Annotated in this window: 18 protein-coding genes and 1 pseudogene; 11 read left to right on the top strand and 8 right to left on the bottom strand. The window is 63.4% G+C overall.

From position 1 onward, the window contains the following. Positions 1-61: 61 nt before the first annotated feature. The 4 genes from ACSQ3L_RS00865 to dut form a co-directional block, all read right to left on the bottom strand. Positions 62-418: a hypothetical protein gene (locus ACSQ3L_RS00865; protein WP_436158217.1), complete on the bottom strand. Its 357-nt coding sequence runs from the start codon at positions 416-418 to the stop codon at positions 62-64. Next, positions 415-915 (bottom strand): hypothetical protein, encoded by a 501-nt coding sequence (locus ACSQ3L_RS00860; RefSeq protein ID WP_436158216.1) that lies wholly within the window; start codon positions 913-915, stop codon positions 415-417. The genes ACSQ3L_RS00865 and ACSQ3L_RS00860 overlap by 4 nt, the downstream gene beginning before the upstream one ends. A 73-nt stretch (positions 916-988) precedes the next feature. Further along, positions 989-1,654: an HAD family hydrolase gene (locus ACSQ3L_RS00855; protein WP_436158215.1), complete on the bottom strand. Its 666-nt coding sequence runs from the start codon at positions 1,652-1,654 to the stop codon at positions 989-991. Then, on the bottom strand, positions 1,654-2,139 hold the full coding sequence (dut, locus tag ACSQ3L_RS00850) for a dUTP diphosphatase (RefSeq protein WP_436158214.1): 486 nt from the start codon (positions 2,137-2,139) through the stop codon (positions 1,654-1,656). The genes ACSQ3L_RS00855 and dut overlap by 1 nt, the downstream gene beginning before the upstream one ends. Before the next feature lie 291 nt (positions 2,140-2,430). Between dut and ACSQ3L_RS00845 the strand changes: the two genes are divergently transcribed. Next, positions 2,431-3,453, top strand: coding sequence for an IS110 family transposase (locus ACSQ3L_RS00845; RefSeq protein WP_436158213.1), 1,023 nt, complete (start codon positions 2,431-2,433; stop codon positions 3,451-3,453). A 353-nt stretch (positions 3,454-3,806) separates the two neighbouring features. Here ACSQ3L_RS00845 and ACSQ3L_RS00840 read toward each other — a convergent pair whose 3' ends face one another. Next, positions 3,807-4,277 (bottom strand): Lrp/AsnC family transcriptional regulator, encoded by a 471-nt coding sequence (locus ACSQ3L_RS00840; RefSeq protein WP_436158212.1) that lies wholly within the window; start codon positions 4,275-4,277, stop codon positions 3,807-3,809. Between the two features lie 115 nt (positions 4,278-4,392). On the opposite strand from ACSQ3L_RS00840, the gene ACSQ3L_RS00835 reads away from it, so the two are divergent. The 3 genes from ACSQ3L_RS00835 to ACSQ3L_RS00825 all read left to right on the top strand — a co-directional run bounded on the left by ACSQ3L_RS00835 (position 4,393) and on the right by ACSQ3L_RS00825 (position 7,167). Next, a complete protein-coding gene (locus ACSQ3L_RS00835; RefSeq protein ID WP_436158211.1) occupies positions 4,393-4,641 on the top strand; it encodes a DUF6356 family protein in 249 nt (82 codons plus the stop codon). A 15-nt stretch (positions 4,642-4,656) separates the two neighbouring features. After that, positions 4,657-5,457 carry a class II glutamine amidotransferase gene (locus tag ACSQ3L_RS00830; RefSeq protein ID WP_436158210.1) on the top strand — a complete coding sequence of 267 codons (801 nt, stop codon included), beginning with the start codon at positions 4,657-4,659 and terminating at the stop codon, positions 5,455-5,457. A 336-nt stretch (positions 5,458-5,793) separates the two neighbouring features. Next, entirely contained in the window at positions 5,794-7,167 is a 1,374-nt protein-coding gene (locus ACSQ3L_RS00825; protein ID WP_436158209.1) for an amidase, read from the top strand. Here ACSQ3L_RS00825 and ACSQ3L_RS00820 read toward each other — a convergent pair. After that, positions 7,161-7,319, bottom strand: a pseudogene (locus ACSQ3L_RS00820) (NAD(P)/FAD-dependent oxidoreductase); the annotation flags it as partial. The gene ACSQ3L_RS00825 and the pseudogene ACSQ3L_RS00820 sit on opposite strands and share 7 nt — an antisense overlap. A gap of 189 nt (positions 7,320-7,508) precedes the next feature. On the opposite strand from ACSQ3L_RS00820, the gene ACSQ3L_RS00815 reads away from it, so the two are divergent. The 3 genes from ACSQ3L_RS00815 (at position 7,509) to ACSQ3L_RS00805 (ending at position 10,723) form a co-directional block, all read left to right on the top strand. Beyond that, on the top strand, positions 7,509-8,132 hold the full coding sequence (locus ACSQ3L_RS00815; RefSeq protein ID WP_436158208.1) for a TetR family transcriptional regulator C-terminal domain-containing protein: 624 nt from the start codon (positions 7,509-7,511) through the stop codon (positions 8,130-8,132). Continuing rightward, complete coding sequence (locus ACSQ3L_RS00810) at positions 8,101-9,030, top strand: haloalkane dehalogenase (RefSeq protein ID WP_436158207.1); 930 nt, start codon at positions 8,101-8,103, stop codon at positions 9,028-9,030. Before ACSQ3L_RS00815 ends, ACSQ3L_RS00810 begins: the two co-directional genes overlap by 32 nt. Before the next feature lie 100 nt (positions 9,031-9,130). Beyond that, positions 9,131-10,723, top strand: a complete 1,593-nt coding sequence (locus tag ACSQ3L_RS00805; protein ID WP_436158206.1) for a peptide chain release factor 3 — start codon at positions 9,131-9,133, stop codon at positions 10,721-10,723. 249 nt (positions 10,724-10,972) lie between these two features. Here the strand turns inward: ACSQ3L_RS00805 and ACSQ3L_RS00800 are convergent, their stop codons facing one another. Continuing rightward, entirely contained in the window at positions 10,973-11,440 is a 468-nt protein-coding gene (locus tag ACSQ3L_RS00800; protein ID WP_436158205.1) for a VOC family protein, read from the bottom strand. A 271-nt stretch (positions 11,441-11,711) separates the two neighbouring features. Here ACSQ3L_RS00800 and ilvD point away from each other — a divergent pair, with 271 nt between their 5' ends. The 3 genes from ilvD to ACSQ3L_RS00785 all read left to right on the top strand — a co-directional run bounded on the left by ilvD (position 11,712) and on the right by ACSQ3L_RS00785 (position 16,072). Then, complete coding sequence (gene ilvD / locus ACSQ3L_RS00795) at positions 11,712-13,556, top strand: dihydroxy-acid dehydratase (protein WP_436158204.1); 1,845 nt, start codon at positions 11,712-11,714, stop codon at positions 13,554-13,556. Positions 13,557-13,759: 203 nt separating this feature from the next. Further along, entirely contained in the window at positions 13,760-15,040 is a 1,281-nt protein-coding gene (locus tag ACSQ3L_RS00790) for an amidohydrolase family protein (RefSeq protein WP_436158203.1), read from the top strand. A 108-nt stretch (positions 15,041-15,148) separates the two neighbouring features. Then, positions 15,149-16,072: a DMT family transporter gene (locus tag ACSQ3L_RS00785; RefSeq protein WP_436158202.1), complete on the top strand. Its 924-nt coding sequence runs from the start codon at positions 15,149-15,151 to the stop codon at positions 16,070-16,072. A gap of 7 nt (positions 16,073-16,079) precedes the next feature. Here the strand turns inward: ACSQ3L_RS00785 and ACSQ3L_RS00780 are convergent, their stop codons facing one another. Next, a complete protein-coding gene (locus ACSQ3L_RS00780; protein ID WP_436158201.1) occupies positions 16,080-16,982 on the bottom strand; it encodes a phosphotransferase in 903 nt (300 codons plus the stop codon). Positions 16,983-17,084: 102 nt separating this feature from the next. Between ACSQ3L_RS00780 and ACSQ3L_RS00775 the strand changes: the two genes are divergently transcribed. Continuing rightward, positions 17,085-17,717, top strand: a complete 633-nt coding sequence (locus ACSQ3L_RS00775) for a class I SAM-dependent DNA methyltransferase (protein ID WP_436158200.1) — start codon at positions 17,085-17,087, stop codon at positions 17,715-17,717.

The raw sequence follows: 17,717 nt of genomic DNA, 5'->3' as shown, positions 1-17,717 counted from the left end.
GTGGTGTGGCTAAGCGGATTTTATCCTGCTCCATTTGGCCGGGCAAACGAATGCGGTTGGTTCAGAAGCGTTTGGCGTTCTCTCCTGCCAATTTGTCCAGCGCGTCGGAATCCTTGGCGTAACGCGATGCCTTCTCGTCCCAGTGATAGGTGACGGAAATCTCATGGGACTCTGGTTTTGGCGGCGCGTCGTCGCAGCTTTCGCCGTTCAGCACAGTAGAGTCGGTGACCGTGACCTTGATGGCGGCATAGGGCTGGCCGTCGGTGATGGTTTGGAAAGCCACGTCCTGCTTGCGGCTGTAGGCGCACAGGTTCTCATCGAATGTATAGATCATGTCGATCAGCTCGAATTTGTCGTCGCGGACCATGATCAGCGGCGTGATGACATAGTTCTGGCTCGAATTGAAATGCGCGCTCATGGTGATGAGGACGTCATCGCTGGCGCCGACGGAAGCTTGCCCGGTTCGCGGAAATAGGTGCCGCGGTCGAGCGCGACATTGACGGCGTCGAGCAGCGCAGGCTTGGCCGTGATGTCGTAGAGCGCCAGCACCGCATAGCCTTCGGCGCTGTCGGGAGAATCGCCAAGGTCGAACAGCATGGTCAGCCGGTCCTTGCCGCTAGCCTTGATGGCAAGCACCGCGGCATTGGAAAAGCCCGACGTCTCGGGCGGCGAGCCGCCGCTGTTCGGTCCCTTGATATGCCGCATCTCGATCGGCAATCCGCCCCTATAAAGGCCGTCCTTGTCCGCGGTCAGGTCGGGGATGACCATCCTCGCCAGATCGAGATAGGTCACGTCAGTGCGGCTGGGCAGCGTGCTGCCGAGTTCCGGGAAGCTGACGGCCTGCGCGCCGGCCGGGGTCCAAAAAAACGGCAGCAGCGTCAAGGCGAGGATGAAGCGGAGCAGGCTGGGTTTCATGCGTGGCGCCTCGAGTTGGCGGCGCCAAGCTAGCACGGACAATCGAGGCGTACAGCCGCGGGCTGAGATCAGATCAGTGGATCGGCACCAGCCCGGCCAGTTCGCGCATGTCGTCGAACAGGATGCCGCCGGCCTGGACCAGGCCGTCGCGGTCGGAATAGGGATCGGCATGATAGGAAAACACCCGCATGCCGGCGGCGATGCCGGCCTGCGTACCGGCGACACTGTCCTCGATGACGATGCAGTCGGCGGGCGCGAAGCCCATCGTCTTGGCCGCATGCAGGAACAGGTCGGGAAACGGCTTGCCGCGCGCGACCATGGTCGAAGAAAACATCGCATGTTCGAACAGTGGCAACAGCCCGGTCTGGCCAAGCGTGATGTGCATTTTCGACACCCGGGCCGAGGTGGCGACGCAATAGGCGATGCCGGCTGCACGCACGGCTTCGACGAACTCGCGCACGTAAGGGATGGCCTCGACGCCATGGGCGAACAGATCCGGCAGGCCGGCATTCCAGCGATCGACAAAATCAGCGCCGAGCCTGACGCTGGTCTCCTCTTCGATCTGTTTTTGCACCGACGCCATGCTGCGGCCGGAGAAATTCTTGCGGCAATATTCGAAGCTCGTCGGGTAGCCGGCAGCGGTCAGCCATTCGGCAAGGCGTCGATTGGCCAAGTTCTCGGTGTCGACCAGAATGCCGTCGCAGTCGAAAATAACAAGTTTGGGTAGGACCCCGGACATCAGGCTGTGCCGGTCGATCCGAACCCACCCGCGCCGCGCGCCGTTCCGCCGGCCAGGCTGCGCTCTTCCACGACCGCCTGCGTCACTGCGGCGAAGACGATCTGGGCAATGCGCATGCCGCGCGTTACCGCAAAATCCTCGTCGCCGAGATTGACCAGCAGCACCTTCACCTCGCCGCGGTAGTCGCTGTCGATGGTGCCGGGCGTGTTGAGGACAGTTAGGCCATGTTTGAAGGCGAGGCCCGAGCGCGGCCGCACCTGACCTTCCATGCCTTCCGGAATCTCCAGGATCAGCCCGGTCGGCACCAAAGCGCGCTTTCCCGGAAGGATCAGCAGCGGCCGATCTTCGGGCACGGCGGCGCGCAGATCCATGCCGGCCGCACCGGTGCTTTCATAGGCGGGAAGGGGAAGTCCTTCCCCGTGCGGCAACCTGACGAAGCCGACGGTCGGACCGATGACGGAAGGGGTTTGAAGGGCTGCGCGCATAAAATCGATCCTATCGGCGCGAACGGCGATTCGGTCAACTCGACCGCAATGCTATCAACGGCTTTCTTTTGGGCGGCACTGTGACCCGGTTTCGAAGTTTTAATAGATCGCTACATGGACGAACCGCATGCCTTGGCGATTGGCAGAAACATCGATCACTTCGTCATCTACGGGTTCTCCGCAACGGAGCTTCGCTCCTGCTCCGCCCGTGGATGATGGGTGGACGGCCCCTTGCGGCATCGAATGTGCCAAACTGGTCGTGTTGAACCCAGCGGAAGGAGACCGTCCGTCATGCAAGTTATCAGATTTGGAATCGATTTGGCCAAGAATGTGTTCCAGGTGCACGGGGTGGATGCGACCGAGCGAGTGGTCGTGCAGCGCCAATTGCGCCGCGCGCAGGTGGTGAAGTTTTTTGCCGCGCAGCCGCCGGCGCTGATCGGCATGGAGGCCTGCGGTTCGGCCCATCATTGGGGCCGCACGCTCAGCGCGCTCGGCCATCAGGTCAAGCTGATGCCGCCGACCTATGTGAAGCCCTACGTCAAGCGCAACAAGAACGATACCCGCGATGCGCAAGCCTGTTGCGAGGCGGTGAGCCGGCCCGACATGCGCTTCGTGCCGATCAAGACGGTCGAACAGCAATATGCCCGCGCGCTGCATCGTGCGCGTGACCTTCTGGTACGCCAACGCACGCAGCTGGCCAATGCCATTCGCGGCCATCTCTACGAAATGGGTCTCGCGAACGCCAAGGGGGCGGCGGGCATCGAGGGCCTGCTGCAGCTCATCGAAACGGCCGATGAAGCCATCCCCGCGGCGTTGTTGATCTGCCTGCTGCCGCTGGCCGGGCAATGGCGGGCGCTGGATGGCGAGATCGGCAAGCTGGACAAGCAGATCCTGGCTCAGGTCAGGCAGCAGCGGGCGGCCTTGCGGCTGATGACGATCCCGAGCGTCGGCCCGATCATCGCGCATGCGACGATCGCCGCCATCGGCGATGGCCGCCAGTTCGCCTCGGCCAGGGACTTCGCCGCCTGGGTCGGCCTGACCCGCAAGAACCACGACACCGGCGGCAAGCACAGATTGACAGGCCATATCAGCCGCGCCGGCGATGGCGGCTTGCGAAGGCTGCTCATTCTCGGCGCCAGTTCCTGGTTGCGGCAGGTCAGGGCCAAGCCCGACAGAGGCTCGCCCTGGATACGCGGCCTGCTGGCCAGGCGGCCGGTCAAGGTCGCCGTCGTCGCCCAGGCAGCCAAGACCGCCCGCATCATCTGGGCAATGCTGAACTCGGGACAGGAATACAGGGCACCGGCTGCGGCATAAACCGCAAAGCAAGGCCCTTAACAGCGTAAGGAGCAAAAGGCAGCACGGCAAAATGGTCAGGACCTGGGTCGGGACACTCCGCCTTCGTCATCGCGATACAAGAGCGCGTGTGGATGATTGGAACCCGATCCGCGTAACCCTTGAGGGCCAGCGGTCCAAATTCGACCGCATCAAAAGGCCGAATACATGACCGCTCCAGACTATCTGCCGAATATGCCAATTGCACCTTGCCAACAGGGGGCCGTCCATACATGACGAAGGCGGGGAGGCTTTGGTTAATCTCGAACGTCTGAGATGATTGGCCCGGAAATGACGAGATGTTGGCGGCTGACAGCGTCCCGGTACGCCGCATACTAACGCAGTTCCATAGGAACGACCGTCGTCTCCTTGATCTCCTCCATCACGAACGACGCGGAAACGTCAGACAGCGCCACCTTGGCGATCAGCCGCTGGTAGAGCCGGTCATAGGCCTTCACGTCGGCGACGCGGGCGCGCAAGACGTAGTCGAGGTCGCCGGACATGCGGTAGACGCCGGTGATCTCGGGAAAGCCGGTCACCGCCGCCCGGAATTTCTGCAGCCAGTCCGGATCGTGGTTGGACGTGCGGATCAGGATGAAGACGGAAAGGCCAAGCCCGAGCTTTTCGGCATCGACCAGCGCCACCCGGCCGGTGATGACGCCATCTTCCTCCAGCCGCTTCACCCGGCGCCAGCAGGCATTGCGCGAAAGCGCCACCCTTTCCGACAGCTGATCGACCGACAGCGTGCCGTCGCGTTGCAATTCGGCCAGCAATTTTCGGTCGACTTCGTCGATTTGGAGTACCACGTGGGATGTTTGTCCCAAGAATCAGCAAAATGCAAGGACATTTTGAGACCGATGAACCGGCAAAGCGTGTCAGGATACTCATATCAGGAACTTCAAGCGCTGAAGGGGAACCAGCATGTCGGTCGCAAGGATTTTCACCTCTCATCCGGCCAAGGTCGGCGAAACCTATTTCAGCCATATGGCTTTTGCCGCCTGGTTCTCGTCGCGGCTACTGCTGGCCGCTTGCGCCGCGATTGTTCACGCTTTCTTGCCATTTCTGTTTGAAACTACCGCCAGCCGAATCGTTCGCGAGCTTTACGAGCGGACGCACAACAGAGGCACACATGCGATCAAGGAGCCTGAGGCTCTTATGGATCGCGGCTAGAGGACGACAGAAGCGATGTGCCGGTGGGCGGCCTATCTCGGTGAAGCGGTCTTTCTCGAAGACATCCTCACCGCGCCCTGTCACTCGCTGATCGCCCAGAGCCATTGCGCCCAGGAAGCGAAATCGCCGACCAATGGCGACGGTTTCGGCCTTGCCTGGTATGGCGACCGCCCGGAACCCGGCCTCTATCGCGATATCCTGCCGGCCTGGTCGGATCCCAATCTGAAAAGTCTGTGCCGGCAGATCAAATCCGGCTTGTTCCTCGCCCATGTGCGGGCCTCCACCGGCGGTGCCACCAGCCGCATGAACTGCCATCCGTTCATTTCAGGTTCCTGGTCGTTCATGCACAACGGCCAGATCGGCGGCTTCGAGAAAATCCGCCGCGCGCTGGAGAACTCGCTGTCCGACACCGTCTTTGACCAGCGTGAAGGCACCACCGATTCCGAACTGTTTTTCCTGCTGATGATCGACGAAGGATTGGTCACCGATCCGCAAGGCGCCGTCTCCCGCGCCACCAGCCGCGTGCTCGAAGCCTCGCGCCGCGCCGGTCTCGAGCCGGCGCTGAAACTCACCGCTGCCTTCTCCGACGGGCAGGCGCTGCATGCCGTGCGCTATGCCACAGACGCCCATGCCCCGACGCTTTACACTTCGATACTGCGCAAGGGCGGCGGCCGCTGCATCGTTTCCGAACCTTTCGATCGCGAAGGCGGCGACTGGCAGGCGATCCCGCCATCGAGTTTTGTGACGATCACCGACGATGGCATGGCCATTCGTCCCTTTGCTCCGGCGGGGGCAAAGCTGGCGCTGGTCGGGTAGTCCTTCGCCGGATCGCAAATGCCGCAAAGTCGCGGGCGAGCGCCCCCCTCTGTCCTGCCGGACATCTCCCCCTCAGGTGGGGAGATTGGATCGCGTCACGGCTTTCGCCAATCTTCAATGTTGCAAGAACGCACGGTCGGCGAAGCTGCCAATCTCCCCACTTGAGGGGGAGATGGCCGGCAGGCCAGAGGGGGGCGCCGTAGAACACCAACCTCAACAGACTATCGGCACAATTCCGATCAAGCACGGCCAATCCTCGAATGCTCAACTCCGCTTGAAGTCGCACCGCTGTCCGCCATCTTCACGGACACGCGCGGCCAAGCCGGAGCATTCCTCATGGACATCGCCTTCTCCTCAACCGTCGAACTGGCCGCCGCCATCGCCGCGCGGGAAATCTCGGCCGTGGAGGCGCTCGATGCGCATCTGGCGCAGATCGATGCGCACAACGAGGCCGTCAACGCCGTCATTTCGCTCGACAAGGAAGGGGCTCACAGCCAAGCCAAAGAGGCCGACGCGGCATTGGCGCGCGGCGAAGCACCTGGGCCGCTGCACGGCGTCCCCTTCACGCTGAAGGATACGCACGACACCTCTGGCATGAAGACCACGGTCGGCTTTCCGCCCTTCGCCGACTATGTCGCGCGGCAGGACAGCCCAGTCGTCGCGCGGCTGAAGGCAGCCGGCGGCGTGCTGACGGCCAAGACCAATGTCGCGACCATGCTGTCGGACTGGCAATCGAACAATCCACTGTTCGGCCGCACCAGCAATCCCTGGAATCTCCAGCGCACGGCGGGCGGTTCCAGCGGCGGCGCGGCGGCGGCGCTTTGCTCGGGGATGACGCCGTTCGATGTCGGCACCGACATGCAGGATTCGATCCGCCTGCCGGCCAGTTTCTGCGGGGTTTATGGGTTGAAGCCGACGGAACACCGTGTCTCGCTAGCCGGCGCCTTCCCGAACCCAGGCGATGCTGCGCGCAGCGTCCGGCTGATGTCCTGCCTCGGGCCGCTGGCGCGCAGCGTGGAAGATTTGTCGCTGATCTATCGAATCATCGCCGGTCCCGACGGAAGCGACACCGATCTTGCTTCCGTGCCGGTCGAAGACATTCCAAGGCTCGACCTCAAGACATTGCGCGTCGCCTTCGCGCCGTTCTTTCCCGGGTTTCCGGTAGCCAGCGAGATCAGCGCCGCGGTTGAAAATCTCGCAAGGCGGCTGCAATCGGCAGGCGCGATCGTCGAGGAAGCAAAACTGCCAAAGCTCGATCTGCATGACGATCTTGAGCAAGGCGGCGCGCTGATCGGCATGATGATGGAGGCCGCCCAGCCGGAACCGCCACAGGAACCGACGCCGGTATCGCGTTGGTTCGAGGCGCTCGCCAGCCGCGACAGGTCCATTCTCGCTTGGGACCGGTTTTTCGAGACCTGGGACGCGCTGCTCTCTCCGGTCGCCATGACCACGGCTTTCCCGCATTGCGAGCCGGGCACGCCGATCGAGGTCGATGGCAAGCAGCAAAGCTATTGGATGCTGCCGGCATGTGGCGCCGTCTTCAATTACAGCGGCCACCCAGCGCTTTCGATGCCGTGCGGACTGGACAGCGCCAGCCTGCCGATCGGCCTGCAACTGGTCGGCAGGCGCTGGTCGGAATCGCGGTTGCTCGGCATTGCCAAGGCGATCGAACCGCTCACCGGCGGCTTTCGTCGTCCGCCAGGCTATTGAGCGAAGCGCGACAATCCATAGGGCGCAAGCAGCGGGTCGCGCTCGCCGCCGAGAATTTCCCTTGTGGCGAACAGGCCGACGGCCGGCGCCAGCGTGATGCTTGAATGCATGACGGCGACGTAGACGCCGTCCATGCCCTCGGCGCGGCCGATGGAAAGCCGTCGCGATGGAGGCTCCGCTGATACCGCGCCGATGACGATCACTTGTTTCGCGGCGCGCATGCCTGCTCCTTCTGCTCTCGTTGATCCCCGAGGGACGCTCATTCCAGTTGCCGCTTGCCAACGCCATGCAGATCGAAATACGCCACTTGACAATAATACGTACGTACGTATTATATCGCAATGGCTAGGCACTCACTCCGCGAAAAACTTCTCGACGCCGGCTTCCGGACCATCTGGAATTCAGGTTATTCCGCCGCCGGTGTGCGCGACATCGTTGCCGCGGCCGACGCCAGGCCGGGCTCGTTCACCAACCATTTCGCCTCCAAGGAGGAATTCGCCGGCGAGGTGCTGGACCGCTACTTCGCCTATGTCAGTGGCCTGGTCGAAGCAGCCCTTGCGCAAGACGGCACGCCGCCCATCGGCAGGCTGCGCCGGTACCTCGACGTCATCACTTCGAAGCTCGAAGCGCATGATTGGGCGCGTGGCTGCATGATCGGCAATCTCAGCCTCGAGACGGCTGTGCACAGCGAGCCGCTGCGCCTGCAACTCGTCGCCATCTTCGAGCGCTGGCGCCAGCCATTCGCGGCCTGCATCGCCGAAGGCCAGGCGGCCGGCGACATCACCCGGGCGTTCGACGCCGAGGACCTCGCCGACTTCCTGCTGTCGTCGTGGCAAGGCGCCATGCTGCGCATGAAGGTCGAGCGCGGCCCCGCACCGCTCGAGCGTTTCAAGAGAATCATCTTCAGCACAGTCTTTGCAAAGGAGCCGACCAATGAGTTTGAACACCGACAAGCCCAAAGCTAGCTCCGCCGCATTGCGGCGCGAGGAAATCGCCGTGCTCGATTCGACCATATCGTATGTCGAGGCCGGAGCGGCCGGCCCGACCGTGCTGTTCCTGCACGGCAACCCGACCTCATCCTACATCTGGCGCAACATCATCCCGCATGTCGCGCCGCTCGGCCGCTGCATCGCGCCGGACCTGATCGGCTACGGCCAGTCCGGCAAGCCAGATATCGACTATCGCTTCTTCGATCATGTCCGCTATCTCGACGCGTTTCTCGAAACGCTCGACATCAGCGCTATGGTGGTGGTCGCACAGGACTGGGGCACGGCACTGGCCTTCCATCTCGCGGCGCGACGGCCGCGCAACATTCTCGGCCTCGCCTTCATGGAATTCATCCGGCCCTTCGAGCGCTGGGAGGATTTTCACCTGCGCCCGCAAGCCCGGGAGCTGTTCAAGGCGCTACGCACGCCCGGCGTTGGCGAAAAGCTGGTTCTGGAAGACAATGTCTTCGTCGAGAAAGTGCTGCCGGCCTCTGTGTTGCGCACAATGAGCGACGAGGAGATGGCGGCCTACCGGGCACCATTCCCGACACCGCAATCGCGCAAGCCGGTGCTGCGCCTGCCCCGGGAAATACCGATCGAGGGCCAGCCTGCCGATGTCGCTGCCCTCAGTGAACACGACCATCGGGCGCTGCGGCTTTCCACCTATCCGAAACTGCTGTTCACGGGCGATCCCGGTGCGCTTGTTTCGCCGCTGGCCGCAAGCGAATTCGCCGCCAGGTTGAAGAACTGCCGCCTCGTCAATCTCGGCCCCGGCGCGCACTATCTGCAGGAGGATCATGCCGACGCGATCGGCAGCGCCATCGCTGGCTGGCTTCCGGAGCTCGCTCTGGCGAGCCGCAGGAGCGAGTTGGCCTGAGCCCGCCGCGGCACCCGGCGGGCATCCGCGCCGCCGGACCGGTCGACAGCCCGGCACTGCGCTGCTAGAAGCCCGGCCTGTCACACGGAAATCCCAGAGAATGCCCGAAGCAATAGAAGAAGAAGTGGCGCGCCGCCGCACCTTCGCGATCATCGCGCACCCGGACGCCGGCAAGACCACGCTCACCGAAAAGCTGCTGCTGTTCGGCGGCGCCATCCAGCTTGCCGGCGAGGTCAAGGCTAAGAAAGACAGGATCCAGACGCGGTCCGACTGGATGAAGATCGAGCGTGAGCGCGGCATTTCGGTCGTCACCTCGGTGATGACCTTCGAGTATGAGGACAATGTCTTCAACCTGCTCGACACGCCCGGACACGAGGACTTCGCCGACGACACCTACCGCACGCTGTCGGCGGTCGACTCGGCCGTCATGGTCATCGACGCCGCCAAGGGCATCGAGCCGCGCACGCTGAAACTGTTCGAGGTCTGCCGGCTGCGCGACATCCCGATCATCACCTTCGTCAACAAGATGGACCGCGAAAGCCGCGACCCGTTCGAGATTTTGGACGAGATCGAGCAGAAGCTGGCGCTGGACACGGCACCCATCACCTGGCCGATCGGCCGGGGAAGGACCTTTTCCGGCACCTACCATCTGGCGCTGAACGCCGTGCGCAAGGGCGACGACGAGAAGGAACGCACCCCCGTCAACGGTCCCGATTCCAACCGCGTTGCCGGCCTGCTGCCGGAGAACGAACGCGAGGCGTTCATCGAGGAGCTGGAGCTCGCGCGAGAGGCTTGCCGGCCGCTCGACATCGACGCTTTTCGTGAGGGTCATCTGACGCCGGTCTATTTCGGCTCGGCACTGCGCAACTATGGCGTCCGCGACCTGATCGAGGCCCTCGGCGCCTTTGGACCGCCGCCGCGCGCGCAGGAGGCCGACACCCGCAAGGTCGAGGCGACCGAGGAGAAGATGACGTCCTTCGTCTTCAAGATCCAGGCCAACATGGACCCCAACCATCGCGACCGCATCGCTTTCGTGCGCGTCTGCTCCGGCAAGCTCGAGCGCGGCATGAAGGCCAAGCTGGTGCGCACGGGAAAGCCGATGTCGCTGTCGGCACCGCAGTTCTTCTTCGCCCGCACCCGCGTCACCGCCGACGAGGCGTTTGCCGGCGATGTCGTAGGCATTCCCAACCACGGCACGCTGCGTATCGGCGACACGCTGACCGAGGGCGAGGAGATCCTGTTTCGCGGCGTGCCGAATTTCGCGCCGGAAATCCTGCGCCGCGTCCGCTTGGGCGACGCGATGAAAGCCAAGAAGCTCAAGGAAGCGCTGCACCAGATGGCCGAGGAAGGCGTCGTGCAGCTGTTTTCGCCAGAGGACGGCTCGCCGGCCATCGTCGGCGTCGTTGGCGCGCTGCAGCTCGACGTACTGAAGGAACGGCTGAACTTCGAATACACGCTGCCGGTCGAATTCGAGATGTCGCGGTTTTCCGTCTGCCGCTGGATATCGGCCGACGACAAGGCCGAGGTACACCGCTTCATCGAGGCGCATCGCGGCGACATCGCCCGCGATCTCGACAACGACCCGGTGTTTTTGGCCCAGCACGCCTTCTCGCTGAACTACGAAGCCGAACGCTGGAAGGCGATCCGCTTCGCCACGATCAAGGATTATCAGGTCCGCGACAGAGCGGCATAGGCGCTGATTTTTCCTTCTCCCCGTTCACGGGGAGAAGGTGCCCGAAGGGCGGATGAGGGGCAGCGCCGACCTGGGGACTAATAGACTCCAATGTCCCCAGCCCGTCGCAGGCTCCCAGCCCTTCGGGCGTTCAGCCCCTTCAAAACGTCCACTGGACCTTTTGATCCGCCCGAAGGCGGACCGGGTCTTCACCGTTCGAAGCTCGAAAAGCCAAGCAATTGGCTTTTCGTCCGCTACGCGGACCGCTTCTCACCCCTTCGCCGCTTCTTCGATCTTGGCCACGTCGATCTTGCCCATCTTCATCATCGCCGACATGACCCGGCCGGCCTTGGCCCTGTCTGGATCCAGAAGCAATTTCGGCAATTGCTCCGGCACGACCTGCCAGGAGACGCCGAACTTGTCTTTCAGCCAGCTGCAGACGCCGGGCTCGCCGCCTTCCGTGAGCCTCTCCCAGAAATAATCGACCTCTTCCTGCGTCTTGCAGTCGATCGACTGTGACATCGCTTCGTTGAACTTGAATTGCGGTCCGCCGTTGAGCGCCTGGAACGGCACGCCGTCGAGCTCGAATGTGGTCATCAGCACTTTGCCTTCATCGGCGTGACCCTTGGGCCAACGCAGAACGCTCAGCACCTTCGAATTCTTGAAGATGGAGATATAGAAATTCATGGCCTCTTCGGCCTGGCCATCGAACCAAAGGCAGGTGGTGATCTTTTGCATGTCGTGCTCCTCGGGGCTGTTTCGGTTGCTGTTGCGGTGAAACGGCTGCCTCCGGGAATGGTGCCATTCCCTTGCCGCTCGCCCAAGGACGGCCATGCGGCCCACAATCCGACAGTAGCCCGCAGTTTTTTCAAGGAATCTCGCTTTCGCGTAGAATCTGGCGCATTGCAAAATTGTGGCCAGACCATGCTTGCGCGTCTATAAGGCCTGCGGTCCGAATTCAGCTTCGCCGCGCCAGCTTCGGGCTGCGGCCAGCCACCAAGGAAAAAACATGCCTGCCTATCGCTCCCGCACCACCACCCATGGCCGCAACATGGCCGGCGCCCGCGGCCTCTGGCGCGCCACCGGCATGAAGGACAGCGATTTCGGCAAGCCGATCATCGCGGTGGTCAACTCCTTCACCCAGTTCGTGCCGGGCCATGTCCATCTGAAGGACCTCGGCCAGCTGGTGGCGCGCGAGATCGAGAAGGCCGGCGGCGTCGCCAAGGAATTCAACACCATCGCCGTCGACGACGGCATCGCAATGGGACATGACGGCATGCTCTATTCGCTGCCGTCACGCGAGCTGATCGCCGATTCCGTCGAATACATGGTCAACGCCCATTGCGCCGACGCCATGGTCTGCATCTCCAATTGCGACAAGATCACGCCCGGCATGCTGATGGCCTCGCTGCGCCTCAATATCCCGACGGTCTTCGTCTCCGGCGGTCCGATGGAGGCCGGCAAGGTGGTGCTCGCTGGCAAGACGCAGGCGCTCGACCTGGTCGACGCCATGGTCGCGGCCGCCGACGACAAGGTTTCCGACGAGGACGTCAAGGTCATCGAGCGCTCGGCCTGCCCGACCTGCGGCTCCTGCTCGGGCATGTTCACCGCCAATTCGATGAACTGTTTGACCGAGGCGCTTGGCCTGTCGCTGCCCGGCAACGGCTCGACGCTGGCCACGCACGCCGACCGCAAGCGGCTTTTCGTCGAGGCCGGCCATCTGATCGTCGATCTCGCCCAGCGTTACTACGAGCAGGATGACGAGACGGCGCTGCCGCGCAACATCGCCTCGAAGGGCGCCTTCGAGAACGCCATGACGCTCGACATCGCCATGGGCGGTTCGACCAACACCGTGCTGCACATCCTGGCCGCCGCGCATGAGGGCGAGATCGACTTCGATCAGGACGACATCGACGCGCTGTCGCGCAAGGTGCCGGTGCTGTGCAAGGTGGCTCCCGCTAAGGCGGACGTACACATGGAAGACGTCCACCGCGCCGGCGGTATCATGGCCATCCTCGGCCAGCTCGACAATGCCGGCCTGATCAACCGTGACCTTCCAACGGTCCATACGTCAACACTCGGCGAAGCGCTCGATCATTGGGATGTTTCGCGTTCGACTAGCCAGAGCGTGCGCGACTTCTTCCTCGCCGCACCCGGCGGCGTGCCGACGCAGGTCGCCTTCAGCCAGGATCGCCGCTGGGACGAACTCGATCTCGACCGCGAGAAAGGCGTCATCCGCTCGGCTGAACATCCCTTTTCCAAGGACGGCGGCCTTGCCGTGCTGAAAGGCAATCTGGCACTCGACGGCTGCATCGTGAAGACGGCGGGCGTCGACGAGTCGATCCTGAAATTCACCGGCCCCGCGCGCGTGTTCGAAAGCCAGGACGCCAGCGTCAAGGCGATCCTCTCCAACGAGATCAAGGCCGGTGATGTCGTCGTCATCCGCTATGAAGGACCGCGCGGCGGCCCCGGCATGCAGGAGATGCTCTATCCGACCAGCTATCTGAAGTCGAAGGGCCTCGGCAAGGCCTGCGCGCTGGTCACCGACGGCCGCTTCTCCGGCGGCACGTCGGGTCTGTCGATCGGCCATGCGTCGCCGGAAGCCGCTGAAGGCGGTTTGATCGGCTTGGTCAGGGAAGGCGATACGATCGAGATCGACATCCCGAACCGCAGCATTCGCCTCGCTGTCGATGACGCGGAAATCGCTGCCCGCCGGGCGGCGATGGAGGCCAAGGGCGCCTTGGCCTGGAAGCCCGAGGAAAAGCGCAAGCGCAAGGTGACGACCGCCTTGCGCGCCTATGCCGCCATGGCCACCAGCGCGGCCAAGGGTGCGGTGAGGCACGTGCCGGAGTGACGCGCACTTCCCCTTCTCCCCTTGTGGGAGAAGGTGGATCGGCGCGCAGCGCCGAGACGGTTGAGGGGTGGGTGACAGATCGTCGTCATTGCCAAGCTGGAGCACCCCTCATCCGGCCGAGCTTCGCTCGGCCACCTTCTCCCACAAGGGGAGAAGGGAAGCCGCGGCCACTTCAGATGATTCTTTTGACGGGATGAAGACAGATGGATTTCGATCTTATCGTTCGCGGCGGCACACTGCCTGATGGCAGGGTCGCCGACATCGGCATCAGCGGCGAGACCATCGCGGCGATCGAGCCCACTCTGCAAGGTTCGGCGCGAACCGAGGTTGACGCCAGCGGCAATCTGGTCTCGGCGCCCTTCGTCGATCCGCATTTCCACATGGACGCGACGCTCTCCCTGGGCATTCCGCGCATCAACGCGTCGGGCACGCTGCTCGAAGGCATTTCGCTGTGGGGCGAACTGAAGCCGCTCTTGACGCATGAAGCGGTGCGCGACCGCGCGCTTGCCTATTGCGACTGGGCTGTGTCGATGGGCCTGCTCGCCATCCGCACCCATGTCGATGTCTGCGACGATCGTCTGCTGGCGGTCGAGGCGTTGCTCGAGGTCAAGAAGACAGTCGCCCCCTACATCGATCTGCAACTGGTCGCCTTCCCGCAGGACGGGTTCTATCGCTCGCCGACGGCCCGTGAAAACACCATCCGCGCGCTCGATTTGGGTGTCGACATCGTCGGCGGCATCCCGCATTTCGAACGCACCATGGCCGACGGCACGCGCTCGGTAACGGAGCTGTGCGAGATCGCGGCCAGACGCGGCCTGATGGTCGACCTGCATTGCGACGAGACCGATGATCCGCTGTCGCGTCATATCGAACAGCTTGCCTATGAGACGCAGCGCCTCGGGCTGCACGGCAAGGTCGCCGGCTCGCACCTCACCTCGATGCATTCGATGGACAATTACTATGTCTCGAAGCTGCTGCCACTGATCGCCGAAGCCGGTGTCTCGGCCATCCCCAACCCGTTGATCAACATCATGCTGCAGGGCCGCCACGACACCTTCCCGAAGCGCCGGGGTATGACTCGGGTCAAGGAGATGCTGGCGCTCGGCATTCGCGTCGGCTGGGGCCAGGATTGCGTGCTCGATCCCTGGTATTCGCTGGGCACCGCCGACATGCTCGACGTCGCCTTCATGGGCCTGCACGTAGCGCAAATGTCGAGCCCAGCCGAGATGGCGCGCTGCTTTGACATGGTCACCAACGTCAATGCCGCGATCATGGGGCTCGATCATCTCGGCCTGGCGGTCGGCAAGCGCGCCAGCCTTGTTGTCCTCGATGCCGGCAATCCGGTCGAGGCCCTGCGCCTGCGCGCCGAGCGCCTGTGCGTCATCGCCAGGGGCAAGGTGGTGGCGGAGCGGACGAAGCAGGAGACCAGGCTGTCCATCGATGGAAGGCCGGGAATGGTGAACCGGCGGCACATATCCGCTTAGATACAGCCGATTCCCGGCGCTGGTCTTACCCATTGCCCGAATTCTCCTCGTCAAAGCCGCCGCTTCCGTCTACGACGCGGCTTACAAGGGGGAGGAATCGGGACCGGCATGACGCAGCCCGTGGCGCAGAATTCGACGATCAGGAACGTGCTTCTGGCCGGCATTCTGCTGATGCTGGCCGGCGACTTCCTGTTTGCGCTGAACGACGCCATGGGCAAATGGCTGGTCGCCAGCTTCTCCGTCGGCCAGGTCGTGCTGATCCGCTCTATCGGCGCCTTCTTCGTGCTTGGCCCTATGATCGCCCATCAGGGCACCGCCAAGCTGTTTCGCATGGAACGCCTCGAGCTGCAGTTGCTTCGCGTGGTGATGACCACGCTCGACACCGCGCTCTTCTATGCCGCCGTCGTGTATCTGCCGCTCGCCGATGTGATGAGTTTCTACATGGCCGGGCCGATCTATGTCGCGGCACTCTCGCACCTGTTGCTCGGCGAAAAGGTCGGCTGGCGCCGTTGGATGGCTATCCTGCTCGGCTTCTGCGGCGTTCTGATCATGCTGAAACCGTCCTCGGCGGCGTTCTCGCTGTCATCGGGCTTCGCGCTCGCCGGCAGCATTGCCTTCGCCTTCGCCATCATCCTCAACCGGCGGCTGCGCGGCACCAGCGACACCAATCTGGTGACATGGCAGACCATCGGCACGCTGCTGGTCGGCGGGGTGCTGACCATCGGCGCCTGGCAGACCCCGTCGGCGCTCGATTTTGGTGCCATGCTGCTGCTCGGCATCGTCTCCTGCGGCGCGCATCTGATGATCACCAGGGCGCTCAAGCTGGCGCCGGCCTCGACGCTGGCGCCGCTGCACTACACGCTGCTGCTGTGGGCCGTGGTGTTCGGGCTGGCGTTCTTCGGCGACGTTCCCGGCCCGCGCATCCTGATCGGCTCGGGCATCGTCGTTCTGGCCGGTCTGTTCATCTTCCACCGCCAGAAAGTGGTCGAGACCACGGTGCCGCCGGAAAACGTGCCGAAGGGCGTGAATTAGTCCAAGCTCAGCCCTGACGTATAGCCGCCAGATGCCGTGAAAACTCCGGCGTCTCCATCAGTGCCTTGCAGCGCGCGAATCGCCCATCGGCATAGGCGCGAAAGTCGTCGACCGGGTTGTTATTGGCGAGCTGGATCAGCCCCCACAGCGTCCACAACAGGTCGCACATCGCCTTGTAGATGACGATGCGGCCGCGCTCCGCCGGCCTCGCCTCGCCGCCGAAATAGGGGCGCATCATCTCTTCGTCCTGCGCCGTGTCGAATTTGCCTTCCACGCTGAGGTCGCCAAGGTCCCAGAGCGGATCGTTCATGCCCGAATATTCCCAGTCGACGATCCACATCCGCTCGCCTGTATCGAGAAAATTCTCGCACAGCGGATCGCAGTGGCAGGCAACGAGCGGCAGCGGATGGGCGGCAAGCGCCGAGCGCACGGTTTCCGCCTCGCGCACGACGTCATGATAGCCGGCGGGCAGGGCGACATCCCTGGTCGACAGCACCTTGAGATAGTCGTCGATCATCGCGAACAATTCGAAGCGGAAAGGAAACACCGCGCCTGAATTGTGCAACTTGCGGAAGGCTTCGCCGGCTCGGGCCGGGCTGCCCGGCCGTGTCCGGAATTTTTCCGGCGACATCGTCTCGGCGCCGGCGATGAAGCGCGTCACCATCACCCCGATACCCGGATCGACATGCAGCACCTCGGGACTGACCCCGGCCTTTGCCGCTTCGCGCGCGGCCACCGCTTCGTTGGCGCGGTCGATGTACTCCTCGGTGCCCTTGCCGGGAATGCGCAGGCAGAAGTCGCCGGCCTTGAAGACGAGGTTGGTGAGGCCGCCGAGCCGTTCCAGCGGCCCGGTGTAGCCGGCCAGCATGGGAATGGCGTCCAATGCAGCACGCGCCTCGTCCGTCACCATGCCTGCGCCCCCACGCTGTTATTTGTCACGGCAACGGTTCCACAATTTTCGCGCTTTGGCTATCATCCTTGAAAGGCTCTAGGATTGGCGGACAGGATAAAAGTGGTGGACAGCAAACATCAAGGCGCGCTTGGCGCTGCCTACGCGGCGAAGCGGCCGGAGGAAGTCGCGGCACTCTATGACAGCTGGTCGCAGACCTATGACGCCGACATGTCGGCGGCCGGATATCGCCATCCAACGATCTGCCTTGCGCTGCTGGCCCGCCATCTGCCGCGTGGTGCCGCACCGCTGCTCGATGCCGGGGCGGGCACTGGGCTCATCGGCGAATGGCTTGATATTGCCGGTTATCCGCAAGTCGAGGCGCTCGATATTTCACAAGGCATGCTGGACCAGGCGGCCCGCAAGGGCGTCTATTCGGCGCTGCATTGCCTGGCCCTCGGCGGTCATCTGCCCTTTGCCGATGATGCCTATGCCGGGGTGATCTCGGCCGGCGTCTTCACATCGGGCCATGTCGGCGTCGAGGGATTGGACGAGCTGATCCGCATCTGTCGGCCGGGCGGGGTGATCGTGCTGACGGTCAAGAACACGCTGTGGGATGCCGGTTTTGCCGCGCGCATCGCCGAGCTTGAGGCGCAAGGCGTCGTCATCCGCGTCGAGGAAACGCGCCCTTATGTCTCGATGCCGGGCGAGGCCGACACCGTGCCCAGCCGCGGTCTCGCTTTGCGGGTGATCTGA

The organism is Mesorhizobium sp. LjRoot246, from assembly GCF_964254115.1.
Classification (GTDB): domain Bacteria; phylum Pseudomonadota; class Alphaproteobacteria; order Rhizobiales; family Rhizobiaceae; genus Mesorhizobium.
Note: the sequence above shows the minus strand (reverse complement) of the source record. Positions and strands in the feature narration are given on the sequence as shown.